Raw genomic sequence first — 25,286 nt, 5'->3', positions numbered from 1 at the left:
GCCACGGACATGAATTCCGCGCCGCGATGGCTCATTTCCACGATCGAAGCGCCGGACCCGTGCCAGTCCAGCATTTCCGCCTGCGCCTGACGCAGGACCGATTCCGGCAAAGTCGCAGGGCCGGCACCACCGTCAGCGCGCGCCGAACCAGAGCAGCAGGCTGAGCAGCGCGGCCAGCAGCAGCGCACTGACCAGCAGCCACGGCCAGCGCCGCACCCTGCGCGGCGCAGCCGGCAGCACCGGCGCCTGTTCCACGTCCTCGCCCGACTCGTCCTCGACCGGCAACGACCGCCGGCGCGGATCATGCGGCACTTCCAGCACGAAACGGTGCTGGCCATCGAACACCACCTGGTCGCCGGCCTGCAGCCAGCAATGGCGCACGGCCACGCCATTGACGCGGGTGCCGTCGGCACTGCCGAGGTCGCGCAGCAGCACGCGTTCGCCGTGCACTTCCACGCGGGCATGCTGCTCGGCAAAAGCCGGGTCATCGATGGCGATGTCAGCCTCGTTGCCACGCCCGATCAGGCGGGCCCGCGACAGGGTGAAGCTGCGGCCATGATGGAGGCCGCCGACACCGCGCAGCAGCCGCTGCTGCTCGTCGCTGCCATCTTCGGTTTTCGGCGCAGGCGCCTGCAGCAGACTTTCGACCTCGCCCTGCAGGACCATCTCCACGCCATCCACATACACCGCATCGCCTGCACGCAGCAGGGCCATCCGGCGTACCGGGCGACCGTTGACGTGGACGCCGCGGATGCCGTTGCCGACCTGCAGCCAGAGGCCGCGATCATCCATGCAGAACTGGGCCAGCAGCAGTGCGCCGTGGCCGGGATCTCCGAGCCGCACGCTGCCGTTGGCCTGGCGCACGATGCGCTGCACCCCGGGCCGCAAGGGCTGGTCGGGCTGTTGTTGTTGACTGAAGTGAACAAGCAGGTTCTGCACGCGGCGCAGACTAGCAGGTTGGTCGCCAACGAAGAAGAACCCACGATGAGTGCTTGGCGCGGCGGCCCTTGATGCGCACAATGCTTGCCCTCTTCGACCTACCCCGCCCTGCGCCAGGAGCCTGCATGTCCACCATCGATGTCCGCCACGCCCACGCCCTGCCCGATGCACAGGCGCGCGCCGCGATCGAACAGGTCGCTGCCAAGCTGTCCGAGCGCTTTGGCCTGAAGTCGTCCTGGACCGCCGACGTACTGAACTTCTCCGGCAGCGGCGTGGACGGTGCGATCGAACTGCAGCCGGGTGCCGTGCGCGTAACCGCCAAGCTGGGCTTCCTGCTGTCGGCGATGAAGGGCATGGTCGAAGGCGAGATCCAGCGTGTGCTGAAGGAAAAGCTGGGCTGAACCCCGGCGGCGGCCGTCACGGCCGTGCAACGCCGGTGCGCGCTACTCTCGGGGTCAGGCCCAACTCCCACGGGAAGTGCGATGAACCACTACGAGAACGACGACCGCCGCAACGACGATGCCTCTTTCAGTGACCAGGCCGAGCGCTTCTCGCGCAAGCTGAGCGATTCGGCCCAGCAGGTCTGGCTGGCCGGGTTGGGTGCGCTGGGTCGCGCCCAGGCCGAGGGCAGCCGCTTCTTCGATGGCCTGGTGAAGGAAGGCGAAGCCTGGGAAGCCCGCCGCCGTGAACGTAACGGCGACCAGGGCCCGGGCTGGCGTGACAATGTCGAGACCTCGCTGGACGAGGCCCGCGAGAAGGCCTCCGGCACCTGGAACAAGGTGGAGAAGGCCTTCGATGACCAGGTGCAGGGCGTACTCAAGCGCCTGCATGTACCCACCGCCGACGAAGTGACCGCACTGGAGGCCCGCATTGATGCCCTGCACGCGCGCCTGGCCAAGCTGGAAAACCGCGCCGCGTCCGGCACCGACGCCCCTGCTCCGGGCAGCCATCAGTCGCCGGACAGCGTGCCCTGAGCGCAATTGTTGCAACGCAATAAAAATTGATTGACAATCGCGAGCAACCCGCCAATCGCTTCGGCTGCCGTTTGTTCCCTCCCCTCACGGCTTCAGGATTGGCGGGTTTTTCGTGCCCGCTGTACGCCGATCTGCGCGCTCCATCACGCTTTCTGTCAGGAACATCCTGACCCGGCCAGGCACCGCGACCTTTACACTGTCGTTCTCCGCTTTCGCCCCTTCCGCCCTACTCCTGCATGCTCCCCTGGATCCTGGCCCTGCTGTCGGCCCTGCTTAGCTGTTCCCTGGCCGTTGTCTATCTGTGGTGGGTCAAGCGGTGGCAGAAGGAGATGCAACTCGGCCTGCAGGCCCTGGCGGGCATGCATTGGCGCGAATTCTCGGTTCTGGTCAAGCGCATGCTGCGCGAACAGCGCGGCCTGCGTGAGCTGATCGATCCGGCGGAAGAAGCCCGCGAGCCAAGCAGCGATTTCATGCTCAGCGATGGCCCCAACCACTGGCTGGTGTCGTGCAAGCATGGCCTGGCCTACCGCATCGGCACCGCCGCAGTAAACGAGCTGGGTGCGGCCGCGCGCCTGGCCGGCGCCAAGGGCGGCGTGCTGCTGACCGAAGGCCGCATCGAGCGCGGCGGCCGCAGCGCCGCCGAGAAGCAGGCGGTTGAAGTGCTGGACGGCCCGCGCCTGTGGCCATTGCTGCAGCCTTACCTGCCCGGCGATATCGAAGCACGCGTGCGCGCCAGCGCCCGGCACGAAGCGCTGCGCCGTATCGCCATCGCCGCACTGGGTTCGGCAACGCTGGGGCTGCTGGTTGGCCTGGGCCTGCAGGGCCTGCGTGTGGAAGAGGCCGCGCCGGTTACTGCAGCGCCGGTGGTGGCGACGCCTCCAACGGCGCCTGCGGCGGAACCTGCTGGCACCGCGGCAGTGCTCCCGGCCGCCCCTGCACCCGCGGCTGCCGTCGCCCCGGCGGTCGACGCGCGCAGCAATCCCAATCCGGATGCGGCCACGCTGGAGCGCTTCCAGGCCGATCTGGCCCGCGCCCTGGCCGGCAAGCCCGGCATCGCCAGCGGTGTCTGGCTGACCCGGCAGACGCTGGCGATCAACCGCACCGGTGAACTGGAAAAGGTCTGGCCGCAGGTCTGTGAGGAAGTGCTGCACTACCCTGCCCTGCGCAACGTGCGCATCCAGCTCAACGCCCGCCCCGGCGTGGATGAGCCGGTGCGCTGGCGGCAGTGCGCTACGTATTGATGGGGCAACATCCACGCATGGCGTGGATCTACTGAATCCCGCGCCACGCGTGGATGACTTTGCAGAGTCGAGCCACGCTCGACTCATCGCGCAACGCGCGAACAGCAGCCGACCATGGGCTGGGCTCTACAAGGCGCCCGCTCAGCCCAATGCTGCGAGATGGGCGATGTAACTGGAGCGGGATTCGCCGGCCGCCCTGGCCTGCGCATCCAGCCTGGCCAGGATGCGACGCGGCAGGCTGATGTTGACCCGCTCGATGGTGTCGTCCAGCAGAGATGGATCAATGCAGATGTAGGCAAGAATCCAGGCCGTACCACTGGGAGCCTCGGCGACGATCTTCTGTGGCGCAGAAGGACTGGGAATCGAGCGCCCCTCATCCAGGGCCGCATCGATCCAGGCAAGCGCAGACTCCTCGGCCGCGCTGAGTGCATCGTCAAGCGTGTCGGCTGCCGAGAAGCACCCCGGCAGATCGGGAACGATGACCCCCCACGCGGTGCGTTCATCGCCGGCCTCAATCAAGACTGGATAGCGCATGGGACCTCCTACGTCAATCCTGCGAGCTTCCGCAACGCCTGAACCAGCCCCTTGCCCAGATCCTTTCTGGGGTGAGGCATGGTGATGATGTGAGGCCACTGCGGGTGCACGAATACATGATGGGATCCGCGAATCCTGCAACAGGTCCAACCTGCCGCCTCCAGATCCCGGATGAGGTCCCTGCTCTTCATGCAGGGACGATACACATCGTACACACGCACCAACAGAGTTCAAGACGACAGCCGTACCGGACCAGTAGGTCCACGCCATGCGTGGATGGAATCCCTAGCGAGCGCCCGGCGCGAAGCGCGCAACCAGGTCCCAGGCATCCCCCAGGAACACCTGCCGCACGCGGGTGATCGGCTGTTCACCGCGCCAGGTCAGGCGCTCGATCACCAGGCATGCGGTGCCCGGCTTCACCTCCAGCAGCCTGGCGGTAGCGGTATCCGCACCCCAGGCACTGATGCGATGCTGCGCGCGCGTCCAGGACACGTTCTGCAGCAGCCAGCTGCCCGGCGCGGTGGTACTGAAATCGACCTCCAGTACCTCGGGCACGCCCACCGGACTGATCAGGCGATGCTCCAGCGCCAGCGGACGGCCATCGGCCAGGTGCAGGCAGCGCATCGCCAGCAGCTTCTCGCTGCCGGCCAGCTCCACTTCACCGGCATTGCCGGTGTCGGCCAGGCGCAGCTCGCGCTGCAGCAGGCGGTACGCGTACTGATGGCCGCGCGAACCGACCTCCATCGCGATATCGGGAATCTCCAGCGCCACCTGTTCCAGGTGCGGCGGCTGACGCGCCACGAATGAACCGGCGCGACGGCGGCGCTCGATCATGCCGCTCTCGGCCAGTGCGGTCAGCACCTTGTTCACCGTCATCCGCGAGCAGCCGTATTGCTCCATCAGCTCGTGCTCGTACGGAATACGGAAGCCCGGCGCCCACTCTCCGCTGAGGATGCGGCTTTCCAGATCGCTGCGGATACGCTGGTTGAGCGTGGCGGACTTGCTTGCCTTCACGTAATGAGGTCCCGGTGGCGGAGGCGATCAGCCCAGCACGCCGCGCAGGGCGGCGGCGAAGGCGGTGGTGATCGCCTCGCGCTGCAGGTGGCGGCCGTCGGCCACGCACTGGCGGCCATGGCGCCAGACCGATCGCAGCGCGCCATTACGTGCGGCGAACACCCAGCTGTCAAGCCATGCGTCATCCTGTCGCGCCTGCAGCGCCGGGTGCGCGGCGTCCAGTTCGACCAGGTCGGCACTGGCACCGACCTGCAGGCCAGCGGCCACGCCCAGCGCCTGCGCTCCACCGCGCAGTGCGCCTTCGAACAGGAAACGACCGGTGCTGCGGCTGGCATCCGGCGCCAGTACATTGCGCCCGCGCAAGGTCAGCCGCTGGCCGTATTCGAGCAGGCGCAGTTCTTCGGCGGCATCGATCAGCACATTGGAATCGGAGCCGACACCGAAGCGACCGCCCTCGCGCGCGAACGCCTGCATCGGGAACAGGCCGTCGCCCAGGTTGGCCTCGGTGATCGGGCACAGGCCGGCCACCGCCTGGCTGGCCACGATGGCCGCGCGCTCGTCATCGGTGATGTGGGTGGCATGCACCAGGCACCAGCGCGCATCCACCGGCGCGTGGTTGTACAGCCACTGCACCGGGCGCTGGCCGCTCCAGGCCAGGCAGGCCTCGACTTCGCGCACCTGCTCGGCGATATGGATGTGCACCGGGCCATCGGTGAGCGGCAACAACGCACTCAGTTCTTCGCCGGTGACCGCGCGCAGGCTGTGCGGGGCGATGCCGAGCACCGCGTCAGGCAGCGTGGTCAATGCCGGCTTTGCGGCATCCAGCAGCTGCGCAAATCCCTCTACGTCGTGGATCAGGCGTCGCTGCGCGGGGTTCGGCGGCGCCCCGCCGAAATCGGCATGGGCATAGAACACCGGCAGCAGGGTCAGGCCGATACCGGTCTGGTCGGCAGCGGCCGCGATCCGCGCACTCATTTCAGCGCGGTTGGCATAGGCATGGCCATCGGCGTCGTGGTGCAGGTAATGGAACTCGCCGACGCGGGTGAAGCCGCTTTCCAGCATTTCCATGTAGGCCTGGGCGGCGATGGCCTGCACCGCGTCCGGACGCAGGTGGGCCAGGAAGCGGTACATCAGCTCGCGCCAGCTCCAGAAGCTGTCACCGTCACCGCCGCCGATCTCGGTCAGGCCAGCCATGCCGCGCTGGAAGGCATGGCTGTGCAGGTTGGGCAGGCCCGGCACCAGGATGCCGGCGCGGGTGTCGCCGTGCTGGGCGCCCTGCCCCGTACTGATCGCCGCAATACGACCGTCCTGTACCTGCAGGCGGACATCACGGGCCCAGCCATCGGCCAGGAGGGCGTGGGCGGCATGGAAACAGTGCGGGGAACGCGAATCGAACATGGCTGGACAACCCGAAATGGACACCTATATTGTATAGACATATAAGCACAGCCGCGTTGTGGATGCCATGCACGCCGATACCCTCTGGTCCAACGTCCACCTGATCACCCTCGACGGCGAGGGCCTGGGTGTCATCCGCGATGGCGTACTGGCCTGCGCCGACGGCCGCATCATCCACGTCGGCCCGGCCGGCAGCGATGCCCACCTGCAGCCAACCACCCGCATCGATGGCGAAGGCCGCTGGATCTCGCCCGGCCTGATCGACTGCCACACCCACCTGGTCTACGCCGGCAACCGCGCCAACGAATTCGAGCAGCGCCTGCAGGGCGTGAGCTATGCAGAGATCGCCCGTGCCGGCGGCGGCATCGTCTCCACCGTGCGCGCCACCCGCGCCGCGACGCCGGAACAGCTGGCCCGCGAAAGCCGGCCACGGTTGCTGGCGATGCGCGCCGAGGGCGTGACAACCCTCGAGATCAAGTCCGGCTACGGCCTGACCCTGGCCGACGAACGCAAGCAACTGCAGGTTGCGCGTGCGCTGGGTGAGGAATGCCGGGTCAACGTGGTCACCACCTTCCTTGGCGCGCACGCGACTCCGCCGGGCCGCGAGGCACAGGAATACATCGACGAGGTGTGCGAGGTGATGATTCCGGCCGTTGCTGCCGAAGGCCTGGCCGAAGCGGTGGACGTGTTCTGCGAGAACATCGCGTTCTCGCCCGCGCAGGCGCGGCAGGTGTTCGAGACCGCCCGCGCGAACGGGCTGGCGGTGAAGATCCACGCCGAGCAGCTGAGCAACCAGCACGGTGCCGAACTGGCGGCCAGCTTCGGTGCACTGTCGGCCGACCATATCGAACATCTGGACGATGCCGGCATCGCCGCGATGGCCACCGCCGGTACCGTCGCCGTGCTGCTGCCTGGTGCTTTCTATTTCACCCGCGATACCACCCTGCCGCCGATCGCCGCGCTGCGTGCGGCCGGCGTGCCACTGGCGCTGGCCACCGACAGCAACCCGGGCACCTCGCCGCTGACCAGCCCACTGCTGGCGATGAACATGGGCGCCACCCTGTTCCGCCTGACCGTGGATGAGTGCATCGCCGGCTTCACCCGTGAAGCGGCGCGCGCACTGGGCCACGGCGAGCGCATCGGTCGCCTGGCCGCGGGCATGGACTGCGACCTGGCGATCTGGGACATCGATGCGCCCGCTGACCTGGTCTATCGCATTGGATTCAACCCGCTGCACGCGCGCGTGGTGCGCGGGCAGCCCGACCTGCCTGCCTCCTGGAGCAACACATGAGCAACACCCTGGTTCTTCGCCCCGGCCATGTCACTCTCGCCCAGTGGCGGCAGGTCTATCGCGGTGCGCCGCTCGCACTGGACCCGGCCGCCCTGCCGGTGGTACGCGCCAGCGCTGCGGCGGTGGCCGCCATCGTCGCCGAGGGCGCACCGGTGTATGGCATCAACACCGGCTTCGGCAAGCTGGCCAGCGTGCGCATCGAGCGCGAAGACCTGGCCACCCTGCAGCGGAACATCGTGCTCTCGCATGCCGCCGGCGTGGGCGAGCCGATGCCGGCCAGCGTGGTGCGGTTGATGATGGCGCTGAAGCTGGTCAGCCTGGCGCAGGGTGCATCGGGCATCCGCGAGGAAACCCTGCTGCTGCTCGAAGGGATGCTGGTCAAGGGCGTATTGCCCGTGGTGCCGGCACAAGGCTCGGTGGGTGCCTCGGGTGACCTGGCGCCGCTCTCGCACCTGGCCAGCGCGATGCTGGGCGTCGGTGAAGCCTTCATCGGTGACGAGCGCCTGCCGGCGGTCGATGCGCTGGCACGTGCCGGCCTGCAGCCGATCGAACTGGGAGCGAAGGAAGGCCTGGCGCTGCTCAATGGCACCCAGTTCTCCACCGCCTACGCGCTGGCCGGCCTGTTCGAGATCGAGACCGTGTTCCAGGCGGCACTGGTCGCCGGCGCGCTGTCGGTGGAAGCGGCCAAGGGCTCGGACACGCCGTTCGACCCGCGCATCCACGCCATCCGCGGCCAGCGCGGACAGATCGCCACCGCCGCGACGCTGCGCGCGCTGATGCACGGCTCGGAGATCCGCGAATCGCACCGTGACAACGACGTGCGCGTGCAGGACCCGTACTGCCTGCGCTGCCAGCCGCAGGTGATGGGCGCGGCGCTGGACATCCTGCGCCAGGCCGCGACCACGCTGGAAATCGAAGCCAATGGAGTGTCCGACAATCCGCTGGTGTTCACCGATACCGGCGAAGCGTTGTCCGGTGGCAACTTCCACGCCGAGCCGGTGGCCTTCGCGGCCGACATGCTGGCGATGGCGGTGTGCGAGATCGGCTCGATCAGCGAGCGCCGCCTGGCGATGCTGGTCGACCCTGCGCTGTCCGGCCTGCCTGCATTCCTGACCCCGCGCCCCGGCCTGAATTCCGGCTTCATGATTCCGCAGGTGACCGCCGCCGCGCTGGTCTCGGAGAACAAGCAGCGCGCCTACCCCGCCAGCGTTGATTCGATCCCGACCTCGGCCAACCAGGAAGACCATGTGTCGATGGCCGCGCATGGCGCGCGCCGGCTGATGCAGATGGCCGAGAACGCCGCCAACGTGATCGGCATCGAGCTGCTGGCCGCTGCGCAGGGCTGCGACTTCCACGCCCCGCTGCGCTCCAGCGCCGCGCTGGAAATCGTGCGCGCCACCCTGCGTGCGCAGGTGCCGACGCTGGAAGAAGACCGCTACTTCCATCCGGACATGGTGACCGCCACGAATCTGGTGCGCAGTGGCGCGCTGGCGCAGGGCCTGACCGACCTGCTGCCAACCGTGGAGCCGCAGGCATGAATACCCATCCCGAATGGCTGACCGTGCACGAGGGCGACGCCCCCGTCATCGTCAGCTTCCCGCATACCGGCAGCGAGCTGCCGCACGACCTGATCGGCGACTACCACTCGCCGTGGCTGGCCCGTCGCGATGCCGACTGGTGGGTGCACGAGCTGTACGACTTTGTGCGTGGCATGGGCGCGACCACGGTGCGCTCGGCGATCTCGCGCTCGGTGATCGACCTCAACCGAGACCCCAGCGGGGTCTCACTGTACCCGGGCCAGAACACCACCGGCCTGTGCCCGCTGACCACCTTCGACAACCAGCCGCTGTACCACGCCGGACGCGAACCGGATGATGCGGAAATCGCCCGTCGCCGCGACACCTATTTCCTGCCTTACCACGATGCGCTGGCTGCGCAGATCACTCGCCTGCGCGCGAAGTTCGGCACGGTGGTGGTGTACGACGCACATTCGATCCGCTCACATATTCCGCACCTGTTCGACGGCGAACTGCCGCAGTTCAACCTGGGTACCGCTGGCCCGACCGGCGCGCCGGACACCTCCTGCGATAACGCGTTGAGCGACGTGGTGGAGAACCTGCTGAAGATCAGTGGCATGAGCCAGGTGCGCAACGGCCGCTTCAAAGGTGGCTGGATCACCCGCCACTACAGCAACATCGCCGGCGGTGTGCACAGCCTGCAGATGGAGCTGGCCTGCCGCGGCTACATGCACGAACCCCCGCCAGATCAGGTGGACGAGCACAGCTGGCCCACCCCGCTCGACCCCGACCACGCCGCACCGCTGCGCCACACCCTGCCGCAGGTGCTCAACGCCTGCCTCGAATTCGCTACGAACCGGAGCGCCGCATGACCCGCAACGACCCGTCCCGCACCCTCGCCGCGCCGACCGGCACCACGCTGAACGCCAAGAGCTGGCTGACCGAAGCGCCGCTGCGCATGCTGATGAACAACCTGCACCCCAATGTGGCCGAGCGCCCGCAGGAACTGGTGGTGTACGGCGGCATCGGCCGCGCCGCACGCGACTGGGAGAGCTTCGATGCCATCGTCGAAACGCTCAAGCGCCTGGACGACGACCAGACCCTGCTGGTGCAGTCGGGCAAGCCGGTGGGCGTGTTCCGCACCCACGCTGATGCGCCGCGCGTGCTGATCGCCAATTCCAACCTGGTACCTCGTTGGGCCAACTGGGACCACTTCAACGAGCTGGATAGGAAGGGCCTGGCCATGTACGGCCAGATGACCGCAGGCAGCTGGATCTACATCGGCGCGCAGGGCATCGTGCAGGGCACCTACGAAACCTTCGTGGAAATGGGCCGCCAGCATTTCGGTGGTGACCTGACCGGCAAGTGGCTGTTCACCGGTGGCCTCGGCGGCATGGGCGGCGCACAGCCGCTGGCCGCGGTGATGGCGGGCGCCTCCTGCCTGGCCGTGGAGTGCCGCAAGAGCAGCATCGACATGCGCCTGCGCACCGGCTACCTGGACACCTGGACCGACAATCTGGATGAAGCGCTGCGCCTGATCGACGAATCGTGCAAGGCCGGTACGCCGAAGTCCGTGGGCCTGCTCGGCAACGTCGCCAACGTGCTGGCCGAACTGCTCAAGCGCGGCGTGAAGCCGGACCTGCTGACCGACCAGACCTCCGCGCACGACCCGGTGAACGGCTACCTGCCGCAGGGCTGGACCGTCGAGCAATGGGACGAAAAGCGCGTGTCCGCGCCGAAGGAAGTGGAGAAAGCAGCGCGCGCGTCGATGGCCAACCATATCCGCGCCATGCTCGGCTTCCACGCACTCGGCGTGCCGACCGTGGACTACGGCAACAACCTGCGGCAGATGGCGCTGGAAGAAGGCGTGGAGAACGCGTTCGACTTCCCCGGCTTCGTGCCGGCCTACATCCGCCCGCTGTTCTGCCGCGGCATCGGCCCGTTCCGCTGGGCGGCACTGAGTGGCGACCCGGAAGACATCGCCAAGACCGATGCCAAGGTGAAGGAACTGATTCCGGACAATCCCCACCTGCACCGCTGGCTGGACATGGCCGCCGAGAAGATCAAGTTCCAGGGCCTGCCGGCGCGCATCTGCTGGGTCGGCCTGGGTGATCGCGATCGACTCGGACTGGCGTTCAACGAGATGGTCGCCAACGGCGAACTGAAGGCGCCGGTGGTGATCGGACGTGACCACCTGGACAGCGGCAGCGTGGCCTCGCCAAACCGCGAAACCGAAGCGATGGCCGATGGCTCCGACGCGGTGTCCGACTGGCCGCTGCTGAACGCCCTGCTCAACACCGCCAGCGGCGCGACCTGGGTCTCGCTGCACCATGGCGGCGGCGTGGGCATGGGCTTCTCCCAGCATGCCGGCATGGTGATCGTCTGCGACGGTACCGAGGCAGCGGCGAAGCGGATTGGCCGCGTGCTGTGGAACGACCCGGCCACCGGCGTGATGCGCCACGCCGATGCGGGGTATGACATCGCGATCGACTGTGCGAAGGAAAAGGGACTGGATCTGCCGGCGATCCTGGGCTGATCGCAGGGGTGCCGGCCCGCGGCCGGCACTCCCTGATGCGGGAATCGGTGCCCTTGACCCGCTCTTCCGTCTTGACCACCATGCGCCATCACCGCTGATGGATCACCGCGATGTACCGCACCTTTGCTGCTGCATTGCTCTGCGTCCTGTTCGCTGCTCCGCCCGCATCAGCGAGTGACCTCTCCGCCGGCCTCTCTACCCAGCTCGACGCCCAACTGCAGGCCAACCTCGAACGCTACGGCATCGCCGGTCAGGCGGTACTGGTCGCCCACAACGGTCAGGTGCTGTACCAGGGCGCCAGCGGCGAACGTGATCGCGCTACGCACACACCTGCCGCCGTCGATTCCATCTTCGCCGCGCAGTCCATGGCTAAATTGCTGACAAGCACGCTGGTGATGCAACTGGTGGACCAGGGCAAGGTGGATCTTGACGCGCCGGCCAGCCCTTATGTTCCGGACCTGCCGATTGCATGGCAGGCGATCCACGTGCGTGATTTCCTCAACCACAGCTCGGGTATCGGCGAGTACTACAACCGGGTGGATAACCGCTGGGTGAGCAAGGGCTACCCCGGTGTAGCGCCTGACCTTGGCACTGCGCTGAAGGTGGCCGGCGCTGCACCGTTGCAGTTCGCCACCGGCAGCCGCGTGCAGTACACCCAGGCCAACTACCTGGTGCTGACGGCGTTCCTGGAAGCGCACTACCGCAAGCCCTACCCGGCCATCGCGCGCGAACGCATCCTGCAGCCATTGAAGATGGCCAGCACCTCGTGGGGCGTTGCCAGCGTGCCGGCCCGGCGCGCGGCGGTGCCGTACATCGGCAAGGATGGCCAACTGCAGCCTGCCAATGAAGATCCCTGGCCGGACTACGGCTGGGGCCATGCCGATCTGCAGACCACCGTGGGCGACATGAACCGCTTCCTGCAGGCGCTGGCGACCGGCACGCTGGTGCGTACGGAGACCCTGGAAAAGCTCTGGCAGCCGCAGAAACTGAGCGGTGGCGGCAGCAATTTCTTCTCCACGGGATGGGACACCACCCGAAGCGACGGCTACACCCAGGTCGGTCACGATGGTGGCACCCGTGTACGTGCGCGGCTGGCCTACAAGGACACGCTGGCCGACGGCTACTGGGTGTTCGTGTACCTGACCAACGGCAGCGCCCGCAATGTCTGGTCCAGCACGCTGGTGGAGAGCACGATGGCGGTCGCGGCGCCGCAGGCGTTTCCGCACGCGGTGCTGTCCGAGGGGCTGGTCGCGTATGCGCTGGATGATGATGCAGGCGCTGCCCAGGCGATACGCAGCTGGTTGCGCGATAACAACCGGGTGGCGGGCAGCGAGCTGGAACGAGCGATCAACGCCAGCGGCTATGCCATCCGCGAGAGCCTTGGTGCACGCAGGGCGTTGAAGGTATTCGCCCTCAACACCGAGCTGTATCCGGATTCGGCCAATGTGTGGGACAGCCTGGCCGAGTGTCATGCGGCATTGGGCGAGAAGGAAGCAGCTGATCAGTTCTACGCAAAGTCGAAGACGCTGACGAAACCCTCGCCATAAACCCTGCTGTAGAGCCGAGCCCATGCTCGGCTGCTCTTCGTCGCGATGGCAGACAACCCGCGCTGCGCGCGATTAGCCGAGCGAGGGCTCGGCTCTACAGGAACGCGGCGGGCGGCCATACGCCGCCGATGGGTGACGTGGCGCCGTCGACCTGTTAACTTGCGCGCCACTTTCGTGGTTTACAGCATTCCCGCATGTCGCTCTCGTCGTACCGCCCCATCCCCTCGCTGCTGTCTCTGGCCGTTTCCCTTGGCCTCGCCTCCACTGCCGCTGCAGCCCCGCAGGCCACCACGCTGGATGCCGTACAGGTCACTGCTGCCGATGCCAGCGCGCAGGCGCGCGAGGCGTTGAAGCGGGTGCCCGGCGCCAGCAACGTCATCGACGTGGCCAAGGCCGACAGCCGACTGTCCTCCAGTGCGGATGTGCTGGCCTATCAGCCGGGCATCAGCGCGCAGTCGCCGGGCAACGAGGGCACCAAGATCTCGATCCGTGGGTCGGGCATCAACCGGGGGCCGGGCGCGCATGCCTCGGGCATTGCGGTGTCGATCGACGGCCTGCCGCTGACCGGCCCAGGTGGCACGCCCTACGAGCTGCTGGAACCGCTGTGGCTGTCGCGCGTGGAAGTCCTGCGCGGCGCCAACGGCTTCGAGCGCGGCGCGTTGGCGCTGGGCGGTGCCATCGACTACGTCAGTCGCAGCGGCCGTGATTCGGCGGGCGTGCAGCTGCACTACGAAGCCGGCAGCCGTGGCTACCAGAAGCGCGGCCTCAGCTGGGGCGGCGTCAACGGAGATGTCGACTACTTCCTGGCCTACACCGATACCGAGTTCGACGGTTACCAGCGCCATGCGCACGGCGACGGCAAGGGCGCGATGGCCAACATCGGCTGGCAGATCACGCCCGATCTGCAGACGCGCTTCTTCGTGCGCTACCGCGAAACCAATCACGAAACACCCGGTCGCTTGACCCGCGACCAGATCCGCAACGATCCACATGCCGCGAATGCGGCCAACCTGGCCATCGATGCGCGCCGCCCGCAGCCGGGCAGCACCTGGGTGGGCAATGTCACCACGCTGCAGATCGATGAGGACTCGTCGCTGCAGGCCGGGCTGGTCTACCACACCTACCCGATGGACTTGAACGAGAGCCTGTATCGCCAGCAGCTGGACTACGCCAACCTAAACGCCACACTGGACTACCGCCGCCGCCACCGGCTGTTCGGCCTGGACAGCGAGACCACGGTCGGCCTGCGCGTCACCCATGACCTGGACGCCGATGTGCGCGAGTCGCTGCGCTTTGCCAGCAACGGCTATGCCGCCGGCACGCGCACGCGTGACTTCCGCCACCACGGCACCGACAGCACGCTGCACGTCAGCAACACCCTCGCCTTCAATGATCGCCTGCGCATGCAGGCTGGGCTGGCACTGATCAACACCCGCCGCGATGTGCAGGTGACCTGGCCGAGCAGCGGCGGCCGCCTGCGCGAGCAGGACTGGGACTACGCACCGCGACTGGGCTTCACCTGGCAGCACAGCGCGCAGACCCAGTGGTTCGGCAACCTCAGCCGTTCAGTGGAGGCACCGCATCCGTGGTCGATGATCTGGGGCTCGAACCAGTACTTCGGGCCGGGCAATGGCCCGTCTACCGGCCGCCAGCGCGCGCCGGTGCCGATGCAGAACCAGACCGCCACCACGCTGGAACTGGGCGCGCGCGGTGACGCGGCGCTGGGCCGCTGGGAACTGACCGGCTACTACGCCCACGTGAACCACGAACTGCTGAGCGTCGAACTGCAACCGCTGCCGAACCTGTTCATCGCCGAGAACAATGCCAGCCCCACCGTGCACCGCGGTATCGAGGCCGGATTGGACAGCACGCTGTGGCAGGCTGCACCGGGCCGCCTGTCGCTGCGCCAGGCGTATACCTTCAGCGACTTCCGCTACCGCCACGATGCACGTTTCGGCAGCAACCGCCTGCCCGGCCTGCCGCGCCACGCCTACCAGGCCGAGCTGCGCTTCGATCATGCATCCGGCCTGTACGCGGCACTGAACACCGAATACGCCTCGCGCATCGCGGTGGACTATGCCAACAGCTACTGGGCCGACAGCCATGTGATCTTCGGCAGCCGCATCGGCTACGACGCCCCCGGCGGTCGCTGGCAGGCCTGGGCGGAGATGCGCAACATCGGCAACCGCCACTATGCCGCCACGGTCACACCGGGCTACGACGATGCCGGCAGGGATGTCGCCCGCTCGACACCGGGCGAAGGTCGTGGCGTCTACGCAGGTGTGCGCTGGCGCTTTGATTGATGGCAGAAGGCGGCGCCGGGCGTGATCCGGCGCCGCCGTTCCTGGGTCAGCCGATACGCCACGCTGGCAGGCGCTCACTGCGTTTCCAGATGGAAGGCGCGAAGCCGACCAGCACCAGTGCCGCCAGCCACTTCGGCGACGTACTCAGCAGCGTCGAACCGAGCGAGCCGCCGCCGGGTGCGAGCGGCTCCTGCCACGGGTTGTAGCCCAGGTAGACGACGCTGCCAGCCCACCACAACAACGCCAGGCCGATGCCCACCAGCAGCAGGGCCAGGGTACGGCAGGTCCAGCGCTGCGAGGTGGTTCCCCACTCGCGGGACACCGCTACCAGCAGACCCACCACCAGCAGCGACACCAGTGCCACCAGGCCGATATCGACCTTCGGTCCAATGCGCTCATAGGCGCAGGCACGGCATTGCGTCTCTTCCGCGGCAGTGGCGGCTTCAGCGCCATCGCCCTGCCCGGCTGCCGGCTGCGCCAGTGCTGCAAACGGCAACAACACCGCCAGCAGCGTCACCATGATCCAACGAAACAACGTCCTGTTCCTGCGTGCAGCGACATCCATGCGCTCTTCCTCGTCAGTGGTTGTGTGTCTCAGTGGGCGTTCGGCCATCCAGCGCCCCGGTTCCCGAAGCAGTATGACAAGCTCCCGATAGGTGAAACCGCCAGGACACGAATCCTCGGCGACCGCGATCATAGCCCACTGTTCATTGCGGCTGAAAACCGGTCGGGACCGGGCCATATGAAGGAAGCAACCGCATTACAGCCCCTGGATGACCTGCAGCAGATGGCTCGCACCTGGCACGAGTTCCTGAGCAAGCCAGCCCAGCGCCGCGAAGAACAGCAACAGGCCGATCAGCGGCCAGACCGTGTGCGACACGCATACCCGCCACCATCCCTGCTCGTGCATGCCCTGCATGCGCCGGTACAGGCCGCCGGCGATGGCCGCGTCCACCAGCAGTTCGGCCATCAGCACCGGCGCCGACCACACCACCCATACGCTGGCCAGCAGGACGGTCGCCACCAGCGCGACGATGCCGAGGATGGCCAGCAGCGGCAGGCCCGCTTCGTCTTCAGCCAGCCCGGTCAACGGCAGCTCTCCGGCATCGCCACTGCTCACCGATGCCGGCCCGTTCCACGAGGCCGACGCACCGCCACCGCCGGAACGGCCGCCGGCGCCGCTCCACGGTGATTCCACGGCACTGCCGCGAGGGATTGGGCTGCCACCGCCCACATCCGGCGACAGGCCATCCAGCACGTTGTCCCAACGCCAGCGGATCCAGATCCACATCAGCAGCAGGAACACGCCGTAGGCCAGCACTACGGCCATCGGGTAGCGAAACCACATCGCGTCGATACCGGCCAGGCGCAGCAGGTGCGAGGCAAGAAAACCTGCAGCGCCGGTCAGGGCGACGATCAGCGCCATCTGCAGGCGTGGCCAACCGCGCTGCTGCAAGTGCCTGCGCGCACGCACGACTTCGCTGCCGCGGTTCATCGGCAATGTCAGTGGGCTGCGTGAAAAATGGCGCGAGCGCTTCATGCCGCCGCCAGGGGGCGGGAGGCATCGCGGCCAGGGACCTCGGGAACCTGATGCTGCATGCGGACATCCTTGCCGGGCACGCGTAGGCGGTGTTGGGCGGATTCTACCGCGGGCAGCTCCGCTGTCCAGACGGCGGTTCCAAGCGGCCGATCCTCAGCTGCGATCAATGATCCGTTCGATGCGGCCTCCCGCGAACACGAACTCGCTCTGGCCCTGCAGTTCCAGCTCGGTGCCCGCACGCGGTCCATCGGGAACATCCTGCGCGAACACGCCGCGCCAGCCAATCGTCGCCGTCGCCCGATCACCATCGAACACCAGCGCCAGCAAGCGCTGTTCGCGCTCCCGGAACAGGCGCGCAGACTGGCGTGCCAGCTCGCCAAAGGCATCGACGCCTTCGGTGGCCATCGTCAGCTGGCCGCCACTGTGATTCTCGAAGCGTACGTTGTGCGCCAGCACGGCCAGCATGGCGTCGATATCGAAGCGGTTGTAGGCCTGCAGGTAGTGCTCGATCAACTGACGATGGTGCAATTCGTCCATGGCGGCATCCAGTCGCGGGCTGCTGGCGAGTCTGGCCTGCCCGCACCGGCCGATCAAGGCCGCGTGGCCGCCTTCAGCAGCTGCACTGCCACCTGGTCGAACGGGGCGATGTCCTGCAGCGCACGGCACATCGCTACCGCGCCCTCCACGCTGGCGATCACCAGGCTGGCCAGTTCACCCGCCGCTGCCGGGACATGCCCTTCAGCGACGAACGCCGAGGCAAGATGCCCCTGCCAGCGCATGAACACCTCGGCCGCCGCCGCGCGGGGTTGGCTGGGCGTGGCCTCCACCGGCTCCTCCACGGCAGCGGCCAGCACCGGGCAGCCGGCGCGGAAATCGGAGCGCAGCAGACGCTCGCGCCACATCGCCAGGAACTGCTGCAGGCCCTGCACCGCCCCATCCTTCAGCAGCTCCATCAGCAGCACCTCCACCTTGTCGCCGGCCATGTGGGTAGCGCGCGCCAGCAGCTCCTGCTTGCCGCCGGGAAAGTGATGGTAGGTGGAACCCAACGGCGCCTCGGCCAGCTTGGTCACTTCGCGGATGCTGGTGGCATTGAGGCCTACCCGCGCCAGCATCTGCGCCGCGGCATCGATCACGCGCTGTGGGGCATCGGACGGTCGCGGGCTCACGGCGGTCTCCTTGCTAAGACAATCGTCATAGATTAGCGTACCGGCGATTCTATAACAGTCGTCATAGCCATGAATCTCTGGTTCCGTCTGCTCCACCTGCTGCTGTGCAGCCTGTTCCGGCCGAAGCTGGAGGCCCCGTTCGGCGTCTCGCGGCTGCAGTTCCGGGTGCTGCCCAACGACCTGGACAGCAACCTGCACATGACCAACGGCCGCTACTGGAACATCTTCGACCTGGGCCGGCTGGACCTGATCCTGCGCATGGGCCTGGGCCAGGTGGCGCTGCGCGAGAAATGGGCGCCGATCGTCGGCGCCGGCACCATCCAGTTCCGCCGCGAATTGAAGCCGTTCCAGCGCTTCACCCTGGAAACACGACTGGTGGGCTGGGTCGGCTCGCGCGGCATCATGGAGCAGCGCGTGCTGATCGGTGCCGAGCAGAAGATCGCCACGCGCGCGCTGCTGGTCACCGGCATCTACGACCGTCGCGCGCGCAAGTTCCTGGGCATGCCGAAGATGATGGAAGCGATCGGCGTGGTCGCCCCGCCCTCGCCGCCGCTCAGTGCGGCCGCCGAAGCGCTGCTGGCCGCCGACGCAGCGTTGAAGCAGGACGACGCCTGAGCCTCAGGGAGCCGCCACCGGCATCATGTGCTGTCCGCGCGATACGACCTGGGTACGCCCTCCCACGTGCAGCACGTACTCGAAGGACTGCCGCATGCGGCTGTACGCGCCGCCCTCCGGCACGCCGTAGTTGGCACCCACGCTGAGGGTATGCCGGCCCGGCGGCAACGGCTTGAGCATCACCCAGTAGCCGTCGGCGGCGGCCAGCCGTGAGTCTGCGTCATCGGCATCCATGCGGAAGCAGCCTTCACTGCGCACCCGATGCATGCGCATGTCGCCCAGGGGTTGCCCATCCAGCAGCACCACTGCACTGATCAGGTAATCGTTGTTGACCGCCGCCCCGGCCTGCAGCTCCTTGCAGGACACAGACTCATCCACCTGGTAGTGCGCCATGTTGATGATCGGCAGCAACAGGTACTTGCCCGTCGGCACCACGCATTCGCGATGTGGCCGGAAACGGCCATTGGTGCCGGCCAGGTTCCAGACCGGGCCTTCCTGGCCCAGATCACACACACGGCCATCCGGGTCGAGATAGGGCGCGCCGCCCTGGGCGTCGGCCCAGCGCCACCAGCGGGCGGTCCATTCGGCCAACGAAACGCCGGCCACCGGTTCACGCGTCAGCGGCGAAAGCGCCGCCGTGTCTGCACTGAACACCGGCACGGCCGCCAGCAGCAGTGCCATCGTTGCGCCGCTACGGCGCAGCCATCCCTGGATTCCCTTCCGCATCACCCACCCCATCGTCCCTGGCGGCCACGCTGCGTGGCCGGCTCCGGGGCCACTTTACCTCGACGGGCTGGATGCTGTGCATTGCGGGTGCGGTGCCTAGTCCGGCGCCATTGCGCGCCTGATTGCAGCCTCCGCCAGCGGCGCCATCACCGCATAGCCCTTCGCCGTGGGATGCACGCCATCCTCGGCCAGCTGCGGATCCAGCCCTCCGGCGGCATTGGTCATCGGCGTGTAGTAGTCCAGATAGACCAGCTGCTTCGCATCGGCATAGCGCTTCAATGCCGCGTTCAATGCGCGCACCTTGGGAGCAGGTGCCGTGCCCGGCAACCACGGGTAATCGCTGACCGGCAGCACCGATGCCAGTACCACGGCGATGCCATGTGCGCGTGCCAGGTCCACCATCGCGTGCAGGTTGTCTTCAATCATCGCCTGCGTGGACGGGCCGGTGTTGCCGGCAATGTCGTTGGTGCCGGCCAGGATCACCACCACCTGTGGCTTCAGGGCCAGCACGTCCTGCGGGAACCGCACCAGCATCTGCGCCGTGGTCTGGCCACTGATGCCGCGGTTGAGCCAGCCCTTGCCGGGAAAGAACGATGCGCTGCCTTCCCTGCCCCAGCCTTCGGTGATGGAATCACCGTAGAACACCACGCGTGGTTGCCCCGGTACAGCGGCAGGCAGTCGCGCGTTGGCGTCGCGATAACGCTGCAGTTGCGGCCAATCGGCCAGGCGCTGCTGCATGAAGCGCACTTCGTCCGCGCGCAGGCTTTCGACAGGCTCCAGCAGTAACGGGTTGATTGCGGGCATCTCGGCCGCCCCCCCGTGGGCGCTCAGCGCGATACCGAGGGCAACTGCGGCCAGGCCGCCGGACAAGGAACGCATGGGGTCTCTCCCTTGAATGTCCGGGCCAGTCTAGCGCGCGGCCTCGCGCTTACCGCGCCGCAGACCGCGCGGCCACGCCGGTCACCTTGGCCGGCATCCACATGCCGGGCGTCCAGCCGCTGGCGGCCAGGATCGCCTTCGGGTTGTCTTGCCGGATCAGCGCACGCACCGCATCGCGCTTGTCCCTGGCTTGCAGGTAATAGGCCTTGGCGATGCGGTAGCCCACCCAGTACCCGAGGTCATAGGGCTCCTGCGAACCGGGCTTGTAGTTGTACAGCCACGGCGACAGATCGGTACTGTCCACATCCAGCGCAAAGGCGCTTTCAATGTGGACCTCGCGGCCGCGCGTCCACGCCGCATGGCGACTGTTGCCGACGTTGCCGGAAATCAATTCGGCGATGAATTCGGCGATACCTTCGCCCAGCGAAACACGCAGCACCGTCGCATGCGGGTCGCCGGGCTCGAAATCGTTCAGGCCGGTCTGCTGGATGTGCACGTACTCGTGCGCGATCACGTGCACGAAGCGGTCCTGCACGTTGGGATTCATGAAATCGGCTGCACACAGCGCTTCCAGGCCGATGATCACCCCACTCTTCGAGGTCAACCCGACCGGCCGACCACGGCCGACCGCGAGGGTCACCGGAGGAAACGCGGCCTGCGGATAGATCGCCTGCAGCTTGCCGAACACCTGCACCAGGCGCTGCTTCACCGCCGGCAGCTCCGCCAGGCAGCTGCGGCCCTGCGCATACACCCCGGGCTGGCTGGCAATGGCTTCGGCCATGCGTTCGGGCGTGACCCGGCGCGCCTTCGCCAGTTCACCCAGGCCCGGACTGCCTTCGGCCAGGTAACCGGCCAGCTGGGCGACGCTGGGCTTGCCGCCGGTGCTGTCGTAGAGCGCGTAGAAGCGGCTGGCATCGGTGGTGAGGATCTGCGGCCCCGGCGGGGTACCCGCCTGTGCCACGCCGACCGCCCCGGCACAGGCAAGGGCAAGCAGGCAACGCAGGAAACTGGACATCGCTCCGTCCTTGGTGGAGTGCATGCGAAGCGCGCAATCTATCACTCCGCCCCGGCCACCGCAGCGGGCACATGCAGGCCCTTCGGGGCTGTGCCAGACTCACTCAGGCACCTGCCATGGATGATGGAGCACCGCACGATGATGATCGTTCCCGCGTACTGGGCCGAAGCCCGCCTGCAGGCCCGTTTCCGTGGCCGGCCGGTGGTCGTGCGCCGCTTCGGCTGGTCCGATGAGGGACCTGCCGAGGCCCAGGCCCACGCCGACCGCCGCGCCAACGAAGCCCTCAATGCCATCCTCGCCGGGCAGGTGCTGCCGCGTCGCGAAGTGCGCAGCAACTATGGCGTGGAGGGTGTGCCAATCCGCGAGCAGATCGTGCAGCGCGACGGCGATGTCATCATCACCCGCAACAGCTATGGCGCATTGTGTCTCAACAGCCCCGACGTGCTGTTTGCCGACATCGATCATGCGCAGCCACCGGCCGGATGCGTGATACCGGCCATCGTCGCTGCGATCGTGCTGCTTGCCGGCGCCATCATCGGCACCCTGCTCTGGCACTGGCTGGTGGGCCTGGTACTGGGCGTGGCGGCAGTGCTGCTGGTCAACGCGGCACTGCTGATGCGGCGGAAGCAGCGCCTGGCCGCCGCCGGCGGTGCTGAAGGGCTTGCGCTGAAACGCGTGGACGCCTTCAGCGAACAGCATCCCGATTGGCACCTGCGTGCCTACCGCACACCCGCCGGGCTGCGCGTGCTGGCGATGCATGCCACGTTCTCACCGGAGGACGAGCAGCTCCAGGCATTCTTCAAGGCACTGGGCACCGACACCCTGTACGCGCGCACGTGCCGGCTGCAGCATTGTTTCCGTGCGCGACTGACACCGAAGCCATGGCGCGTCGGCCTGAAGTACCGCATCCGGCCGCCTGTGGCCGCGTGGTCAGCCGAACAGGCCAACAATCCGGATCGACTGGCCTGGATTGCCGAGTACGAAAAGAAGAGTGCCGGCTTTGCCGCGTGCACCTACCTGCGCAGCTTCGGCGACACCTCCCGGGTGCATGCCAAGGCCGAGCATGTGCGCGAGCTGCACGATCGGCTGTCGCACGCTCAGGACCGGTTACCGCTGGCCTGAACGCAGTGAGCGCTCAGTCCACGCCCTGCACGAACGGCTGCCCTGCCAGGGTAACGCCCAGCCGCACCGCGATCTGCTGACCTTCCTTTTCGAAGGTCGTGGCGCATTGCTTGGCGCCCTTCTGGCATCCAACTTCCGGAAAGCCCTCGAGTGACTCAGGCGCGCGCTGGACCGGACTCGCCTGCCACCCTGCCGCATCCATGAGGCGCTTGGCCTTGGCATAAGGCATGCCGGCGACAATGCCCAGCTGCGCCAGTTCGGAGGGGAGTGATTGGCCATGCAGGCTCGGCGTCATCACCAGCGCCAACACTGCGACAACACGTTTGGACTTCATAGGTGAAACCCGTGGCAGACAGCAACAGGCCTGCAGCGTATCGCAGCGTCCGCACGCCATGGCACCCGCATCACATATGGTTACGCAATCGCAACGGCCAATGACACGAGGTCACCCTCCGGATCCATCCGGTACTGTTGAGAACCGCCACGGGCGCCTCGCGCGCCGCCCGCCGCGCCGGTACCCAGGCAGCCAGCTGCCCCAGGGTGAACACCAGCCCGACGCCCAGCACCAGGTACCCGGGATCGATGCGAGGTACCTCGTAGTAGCGCGAAACCCAGACATTCAACGCCAATGCCAGCACACTGCCAGCGAGCGCGCCGACGAAGGTCAGCATCAGATGGCTTCACTGACCTCGTAGAGACCGGCGTAACCCTGCAGCGCCTGCATGTCCGCCTTCACCGCAGCTGCGGCGTTGGCAGCTGCGCTGCTGACAAACTCGGTTTCGATGATGCCGAGCCCCTGCTCCTGCAGTCCGGTGTCGTAGGCGAGTGTTCCAATTGCTGCGCAAGCAGGAAGGTATATCAGTGATGCAGGCGGTCGCGGTGAGCACCTGCAGCAACAGGATGCCGGCCACCAGCCGGTTCTTGTTCATCGCAGGGGCAAAACGCAGACGCATCGCCGCCTGCGAGGCCTGCGTTCCCCGTTGCCTGTTCAGCGACTGCGCTGGCGCTCGATTTCCGCGTGCAGTCCCTGCAGCTGCGCCAGGTACTGCTGGAAAACGTCCAGATCCTCCTCGACCAGGCGTGACCAGTCGGGCTTCACATTCAGCAACTGCTCGACCTGCCGCTGCGGCGGGCGATCAAACCCCTCGCCCAGGACGGCCAGGTAGCGTTCCCTGAATCCCTCCGGATCCTGCCGGTCCTGTGCGAAGAGCTGCACCGCAATCAGTCCTGCATACAGGTAATTGGCCAGGTAAAGCGGATCCTCATACATCAGCCGCTTGGATATCCAGGTGCTGCGCAGCTCGGGATACTGCTCCGATGCGCCCCCGTACCTGCCCAGCACCTTCATCGTCAGCGTATCAAGCGCGTCTGCGTTGCCAACCTCATCGGCGGCCACCTCCTGATAGATGGACTGTTCCAGATCGGCCTCTTCAGACGATACGAACAGCTGCAGGATGATGTCATCGAGCAACGACTTCAGGTAATACGCCTTGGCACGTGGATCACTGGCCTGCCGGTAGAGCTGATCGCGGAACTTCAGTTCGTTGTAGATGGCGAAGGCCTCGGTCAACCACTTGTTGCCGTTGCGCTGGAATGATGACGCGCCGCCGCGCTGCATCCACTGGCCATGCATGGCATGGCCGGCTTCGTGAGCGATCTGGACATCCCCCTCCAGATCGCCCTGGCGATGGCCAACGAACAGCAACGAAGGCACACCGGGGGCGCTGATCGAAAACGCATCCATCGCGCGCCGCCCTGCCGATCCGCCCAGATCCATGCGTCCGCCCGCAGGATCGAGCAGCCCGCGCAGCCCTGTCACGTAATCCGGCCCCAGCACCTGCATTGATGCCGCCGCCGCATCACGCAACTGCGCCAGGTCAAGCGGCGGAGGAATATAGCCCGCATCAGGCAGGTCCATGTCCCAGATCTGTGGAGACGCCTGGCCCATGCGCTCAAGATGGGTCAACTGCATCTGCTGGTAGTTCCGCCGCAGCAGCGCGTGGCGCGCTACCGCCGCCAGTGTCGCGTCGACGGCGGCCTGATCCAGGCCCATGTGCCGGTAGCTGCGGTCAGGCGCAGTTCCATCGCCCTGCAGTTCCGACGCATGCTCGTTGAGGCGGACCAGGCCCAGCAGCACCGTTGCCATTTCGCTGCGCCGCGACGCCGTTCCCTGCCAGTAGGCACGCCATGCCGCTTCGCGCAGTGAACGGTCCGGCAGGCGGGAAAGGGCTCGCGCGTCGGTGCGGCTGTCGAGCGTGCGGCCTTCATGTTCGAAACGCGCAAAGGGGGCCGACTGCAGCAGCTGCCGGTGCAGACGGCCGAAGCTGTCCAGCGCCGGATCAGCCAACGTGTCGACCGCATCCACCAGCGCTGCATTGGCCGGCTGCACATCCTCCCGCAACGCCCGTTCACGCAGGTCGGCATGCGGCGCGATCCAGGCAGCGTGCGCGGGCGCATCACGCAATGCCTGCTTGGCAATCGCCGCGATGCGTCCACATGTGCTGGCGACTTCGCCCTGGGTGTTGGCCAGCCGGGCATCGTCGGCATTGCGCGCTGCCTGAAGATGCAGGTAGCCATGGTGCCGGAGGCACTCGCCATACAGCTGTTCGGCCTGCTGGAACCTCACGTCTGGCGGCGCATGAAGTGCCTTGAGGGCATGGGTCCTCCGCTCGAGGTTCTGCCACGCCTCACGTTCCTGGGAGGCGCTGCCAAAGTAGCTGCGGTCATCTGCCCGCAGAGCCTGCGCTTCCACTCCGTGTGTCATCCCGGCCAACAGCGTCGCGATGACAAAAGTGATGGCGCGCATCCCATTGCGATGCATCGATGTCTCCTGGTCTGTTTCCACTCCCAGCTTAGCAGCCCGGGTGGACCCGGATGCCGCATGGCAGGTGGCTTCCCGACTCCCGATTCCGCATCCGGATCCAGGCCG

At 67.1% G+C, this 25,286-nt stretch carries 26 protein-coding genes and 1 pseudogene; 11 read left to right on the top strand and 16 right to left on the bottom strand.

Going from position 1 to position 25,286, the window contains the following annotated elements:
- Both WDC87_RS13115 and WDC87_RS13110 read right to left on the bottom strand, forming a co-directional pair.
- A pseudogene (locus WDC87_RS13115) lies at positions 1-188 on the bottom strand (hypothetical protein); the annotation flags it as partial.
- Positions 133-939 (bottom strand): FHA domain-containing protein, encoded by an 807-nt coding sequence (locus tag WDC87_RS13110; RefSeq protein ID WP_088496097.1) that lies wholly within the window; start codon positions 937-939, stop codon positions 133-135. The gene WDC87_RS13110 and the pseudogene WDC87_RS13115, both read right to left, overlap by 56 nt.
- Before the next feature lie 125 nt (positions 940-1,064).
- On the opposite strand from WDC87_RS13110, the gene WDC87_RS13105 reads away from it, so the two are divergent.
- The 3 genes from WDC87_RS13105 (at position 1,065) to WDC87_RS13095 (ending at position 3,154) form a co-directional block, all read left to right on the top strand.
- Positions 1,065-1,340: a polyhydroxyalkanoic acid system family protein gene (locus tag WDC87_RS13105; protein ID WP_005417302.1), complete on the top strand. Its 276-nt coding sequence runs from the start codon at positions 1,065-1,067 to the stop codon at positions 1,338-1,340.
- 81 nt (positions 1,341-1,421) lie between these two features.
- Positions 1,422-1,913: a phasin family protein gene (locus WDC87_RS13100; protein ID WP_005417304.1), complete on the top strand. Its 492-nt coding sequence runs from the start codon at positions 1,422-1,424 to the stop codon at positions 1,911-1,913.
- 236 nt (positions 1,914-2,149) lie between these two features.
- Positions 2,150-3,154: a restriction endonuclease gene (locus WDC87_RS13095; RefSeq protein ID WP_252744973.1), complete on the top strand. Its 1,005-nt coding sequence runs from the start codon at positions 2,150-2,152 to the stop codon at positions 3,152-3,154.
- Between the two features lie 141 nt (positions 3,155-3,295).
- Here the strand turns inward: WDC87_RS13095 and WDC87_RS13090 are convergent, their stop codons facing one another.
- The 4 genes from WDC87_RS13090 to WDC87_RS13075 form a co-directional block, all read right to left on the bottom strand.
- On the bottom strand, positions 3,296-3,688 hold the full coding sequence (locus WDC87_RS13090; RefSeq protein ID WP_005417308.1) for a type II toxin-antitoxin system HicB family antitoxin: 393 nt from the start codon (positions 3,686-3,688) through the stop codon (positions 3,296-3,298).
- An 8-nt stretch (positions 3,689-3,696) separates the two neighbouring features.
- Positions 3,697-3,879, bottom strand: a complete 183-nt coding sequence (locus WDC87_RS13085) for a type II toxin-antitoxin system HicA family toxin (RefSeq protein WP_227837001.1) — start codon at positions 3,877-3,879, stop codon at positions 3,697-3,699.
- Between the two features lie 94 nt (positions 3,880-3,973).
- Positions 3,974-4,702, bottom strand: coding sequence for a histidine utilization repressor (gene hutC, locus WDC87_RS13080; protein WP_072168119.1), 729 nt, complete (start codon positions 4,700-4,702; stop codon positions 3,974-3,976).
- 27 nt (positions 4,703-4,729) lie between these two features.
- Positions 4,730-6,100: a formimidoylglutamate deiminase gene (locus WDC87_RS13075; RefSeq protein ID WP_252744972.1), complete on the bottom strand. Its 1,371-nt coding sequence runs from the start codon at positions 6,098-6,100 to the stop codon at positions 4,730-4,732.
- 67 nt (positions 6,101-6,167) lie between these two features.
- Between WDC87_RS13075 and hutI the strand changes: the two genes are divergently transcribed.
- The 6 genes from hutI to WDC87_RS13045 all read left to right on the top strand — a co-directional run bounded on the left by hutI (position 6,168) and on the right by WDC87_RS13045 (position 15,294).
- Complete coding sequence (gene hutI, locus WDC87_RS13070; RefSeq protein ID WP_252744971.1) at positions 6,168-7,391, top strand: imidazolonepropionase; 1,224 nt, start codon at positions 6,168-6,170, stop codon at positions 7,389-7,391.
- Positions 7,388-8,929 carry a histidine ammonia-lyase gene (gene hutH, locus WDC87_RS13065; protein ID WP_252744970.1) on the top strand — a complete coding sequence of 514 codons (1,542 nt, stop codon included), beginning with the start codon at positions 7,388-7,390 and terminating at the stop codon, positions 8,927-8,929. Before hutI ends, hutH begins: the two co-directional genes overlap by 4 nt.
- Entirely contained in the window at positions 8,926-9,780 is an 855-nt protein-coding gene (gene hutG, locus WDC87_RS13060; RefSeq protein WP_252744969.1) for an N-formylglutamate deformylase, read from the top strand. Before hutH ends, hutG begins: the two co-directional genes overlap by 4 nt.
- Positions 9,777-11,444, top strand: coding sequence for a urocanate hydratase (gene hutU, locus WDC87_RS13055; RefSeq protein ID WP_252744968.1), 1,668 nt, complete (start codon positions 9,777-9,779; stop codon positions 11,442-11,444). Before hutG ends, hutU begins: the two co-directional genes overlap by 4 nt.
- A 110-nt stretch (positions 11,445-11,554) precedes the next feature.
- A complete protein-coding gene (locus WDC87_RS13050) occupies positions 11,555-12,991 on the top strand; it encodes a serine hydrolase domain-containing protein (RefSeq protein WP_252744967.1) in 1,437 nt (478 codons plus the stop codon).
- 194 nt (positions 12,992-13,185) lie between these two features.
- On the top strand, positions 13,186-15,294 hold the full coding sequence (locus WDC87_RS13045; protein WP_252744966.1) for a TonB-dependent receptor: 2,109 nt from the start codon (positions 13,186-13,188) through the stop codon (positions 15,292-15,294).
- A gap of 46 nt (positions 15,295-15,340) precedes the next feature.
- Here WDC87_RS13045 and WDC87_RS13040 read toward each other — a convergent pair whose 3' ends face one another.
- From WDC87_RS13040 to WDC87_RS13025, 4 genes are all read right to left on the bottom strand, one after another.
- Positions 15,341-15,859, bottom strand: a complete 519-nt coding sequence (locus tag WDC87_RS13040) for a hypothetical protein (RefSeq protein WP_188240834.1) — start codon at positions 15,857-15,859, stop codon at positions 15,341-15,343.
- 195 nt (positions 15,860-16,054) lie between these two features.
- Positions 16,055-16,834, bottom strand: a complete 780-nt coding sequence (locus WDC87_RS13035; RefSeq protein WP_252744965.1) for a hypothetical protein — start codon at positions 16,832-16,834, stop codon at positions 16,055-16,057.
- A 153-nt stretch (positions 16,835-16,987) separates the two neighbouring features.
- A complete protein-coding gene (locus WDC87_RS13030; RefSeq protein WP_088497071.1) occupies positions 16,988-17,371 on the bottom strand; it encodes a nuclear transport factor 2 family protein in 384 nt (127 codons plus the stop codon).
- A gap of 53 nt (positions 17,372-17,424) precedes the next feature.
- Positions 17,425-18,000, bottom strand: coding sequence for a TetR/AcrR family transcriptional regulator (locus WDC87_RS13025; RefSeq protein ID WP_111201545.1), 576 nt, complete (start codon positions 17,998-18,000; stop codon positions 17,425-17,427).
- Positions 18,001-18,069: 69 nt separating this feature from the next.
- Here WDC87_RS13025 and WDC87_RS13020 point away from each other — a divergent pair, with 69 nt between their 5' ends.
- Entirely contained in the window at positions 18,070-18,615 is a 546-nt protein-coding gene (locus WDC87_RS13020; RefSeq protein WP_088497069.1) for a thioesterase family protein, read from the top strand.
- Positions 18,616-18,618: 3 nt separating this feature from the next.
- Here the strand turns inward: WDC87_RS13020 and WDC87_RS13015 are convergent, their stop codons facing one another.
- From WDC87_RS13015 to WDC87_RS13005, 3 genes are all read right to left on the bottom strand, one after another.
- Positions 18,619-19,296 carry a hypothetical protein gene (locus tag WDC87_RS13015; protein ID WP_252744964.1) on the bottom strand — a complete coding sequence of 226 codons (678 nt, stop codon included), beginning with the start codon at positions 19,294-19,296 and terminating at the stop codon, positions 18,619-18,621.
- A gap of 141 nt (positions 19,297-19,437) precedes the next feature.
- Complete coding sequence (locus tag WDC87_RS13010) at positions 19,438-20,220, bottom strand: SGNH/GDSL hydrolase family protein (protein WP_227836990.1); 783 nt, start codon at positions 20,218-20,220, stop codon at positions 19,438-19,440.
- Positions 20,221-20,269: 49 nt separating this feature from the next.
- Positions 20,270-21,235, bottom strand: coding sequence for a DUF2268 domain-containing putative Zn-dependent protease (locus tag WDC87_RS13005; protein WP_252744963.1), 966 nt, complete (start codon positions 21,233-21,235; stop codon positions 20,270-20,272).
- Positions 21,236-21,373: 138 nt separating this feature from the next.
- Between WDC87_RS13005 and WDC87_RS13000 the strand changes: the two genes are divergently transcribed.
- Complete coding sequence (locus WDC87_RS13000; RefSeq protein WP_252744962.1) at positions 21,374-22,357, top strand: hypothetical protein; 984 nt, start codon at positions 21,374-21,376, stop codon at positions 22,355-22,357.
- Positions 22,358-22,370: 13 nt separating this feature from the next.
- On the opposite strand, the gene WDC87_RS12995 is transcribed toward WDC87_RS13000, so the two are convergent.
- The 3 genes from WDC87_RS12995 to WDC87_RS12985 form a co-directional block, all read right to left on the bottom strand.
- Positions 22,371-22,691, bottom strand: a complete 321-nt coding sequence (locus tag WDC87_RS12995; protein ID WP_072168131.1) for a hypothetical protein — start codon at positions 22,689-22,691, stop codon at positions 22,371-22,373.
- Positions 22,692-22,761: 70 nt separating this feature from the next.
- Positions 22,762-23,028, bottom strand: coding sequence for a hypothetical protein (locus tag WDC87_RS12990; RefSeq protein WP_188240829.1), 267 nt, complete (start codon positions 23,026-23,028; stop codon positions 22,762-22,764).
- Positions 23,029-23,345: 317 nt separating this feature from the next.
- A complete protein-coding gene (locus WDC87_RS12985; protein WP_252744976.1) occupies positions 23,346-25,163 on the bottom strand; it encodes a M3 family metallopeptidase in 1,818 nt (605 codons plus the stop codon).
- Between the last annotated feature and the right edge of the window lie 123 nt (positions 25,164-25,286).

Source organism: Stenotrophomonas maltophilia group sp. Smal12 (assembly GCF_037079935.1).
In the GTDB taxonomy this organism is placed as follows: domain Bacteria; phylum Pseudomonadota; class Gammaproteobacteria; order Xanthomonadales; family Xanthomonadaceae; genus Stenotrophomonas; species Stenotrophomonas sepilia.
This window is presented reverse-complemented; position numbering and strand designations above follow the sequence as displayed.

What these genes read in the sequence shown, in the direction of transcription:
- WDC87_RS13105 (WP_005417302.1), top strand. Translation starts at nt 1,065, where the DNA reads ATGTCCACCATCGATGTCCGCCACGCCCACGCCCTGCCCGATGCACAG.
- WDC87_RS13100 (WP_005417304.1), top strand. Translation starts at nt 1,422, where the DNA reads ATGAACCACTACGAGAACGACGACCGCCGCAACGACGATGCCTCTTTC.
- WDC87_RS13095 (WP_252744973.1), top strand. Translation starts at nt 2,150, where the DNA reads ATGCTCCCCTGGATCCTGGCCCTGCTGTCGGCCCTGCTTAGCTGTTCC.
- WDC87_RS13090 (WP_005417308.1), bottom strand. Translation starts at nt 3,688, where the DNA reads ATGCGCTATCCAGTCTTGATTGAGGCCGGCGATGAACGCACCGCGTGG.
- WDC87_RS13085 (WP_227837001.1), bottom strand. Translation starts at nt 3,879, where the DNA reads ATGAAGAGCAGGGACCTCATCCGGGATCTGGAGGCGGCAGGTTGGACC.
- WDC87_RS13075 (WP_252744972.1), bottom strand. Translation starts at nt 6,100, where the DNA reads ATGTTCGATTCGCGTTCCCCGCACTGTTTCCATGCCGCCCACGCCCTC.
- hutI (WP_252744971.1), top strand. Translation starts at nt 6,168, where the DNA reads ATGCACGCCGATACCCTCTGGTCCAACGTCCACCTGATCACCCTCGAC.
- hutH (WP_252744970.1), top strand. Translation starts at nt 7,388, where the DNA reads ATGAGCAACACCCTGGTTCTTCGCCCCGGCCATGTCACTCTCGCCCAG.
- hutG (WP_252744969.1), top strand. Translation starts at nt 8,926, where the DNA reads ATGAATACCCATCCCGAATGGCTGACCGTGCACGAGGGCGACGCCCCC.
- hutU (WP_252744968.1), top strand. Translation starts at nt 9,777, where the DNA reads ATGACCCGCAACGACCCGTCCCGCACCCTCGCCGCGCCGACCGGCACC.
- WDC87_RS13050 (WP_252744967.1), top strand. Translation starts at nt 11,555, where the DNA reads ATGTACCGCACCTTTGCTGCTGCATTGCTCTGCGTCCTGTTCGCTGCT.
- WDC87_RS13045 (WP_252744966.1), top strand. Translation starts at nt 13,186, where the DNA reads ATGTCGCTCTCGTCGTACCGCCCCATCCCCTCGCTGCTGTCTCTGGCC.
- WDC87_RS13040 (WP_188240834.1), bottom strand. Translation starts at nt 15,859, where the DNA reads ATGGATGTCGCTGCACGCAGGAACAGGACGTTGTTTCGTTGGATCATG.
- WDC87_RS13035 (WP_252744965.1), bottom strand. Translation starts at nt 16,834, where the DNA reads ATGAAGCGCTCGCGCCATTTTTCACGCAGCCCACTGACATTGCCGATG.
- WDC87_RS13030 (WP_088497071.1), bottom strand. Translation starts at nt 17,371, where the DNA reads ATGGACGAATTGCACCATCGTCAGTTGATCGAGCACTACCTGCAGGCC.
- WDC87_RS13020 (WP_088497069.1), top strand. Translation starts at nt 18,070, where the DNA reads ATGAATCTCTGGTTCCGTCTGCTCCACCTGCTGCTGTGCAGCCTGTTC.
- WDC87_RS13015 (WP_252744964.1), bottom strand. Translation starts at nt 19,296, where the DNA reads ATGGCACTGCTGCTGGCGGCCGTGCCGGTGTTCAGTGCAGACACGGCG.
- WDC87_RS13010 (WP_227836990.1), bottom strand. Translation starts at nt 20,220, where the DNA reads ATGCGTTCCTTGTCCGGCGGCCTGGCCGCAGTTGCCCTCGGTATCGCG.
- WDC87_RS13005 (WP_252744963.1), bottom strand. Translation starts at nt 21,235, where the DNA reads ATGTCCAGTTTCCTGCGTTGCCTGCTTGCCCTTGCCTGTGCCGGGGCG.
- WDC87_RS13000 (WP_252744962.1), top strand. Translation starts at nt 21,374, where the DNA reads ATGATGATCGTTCCCGCGTACTGGGCCGAAGCCCGCCTGCAGGCCCGT.
- WDC87_RS12995 (WP_072168131.1), bottom strand. Translation starts at nt 22,691, where the DNA reads ATGAAGTCCAAACGTGTTGTCGCAGTGTTGGCGCTGGTGATGACGCCG.
- WDC87_RS12990 (WP_188240829.1), bottom strand. Translation starts at nt 23,028, where the DNA reads ATGCTGACCTTCGTCGGCGCGCTCGCTGGCAGTGTGCTGGCATTGGCG.
- WDC87_RS12985 (WP_252744976.1), bottom strand. Translation starts at nt 25,163, where the DNA reads ATGCGCGCCATCACTTTTGTCATCGCGACGCTGTTGGCCGGGATGACA.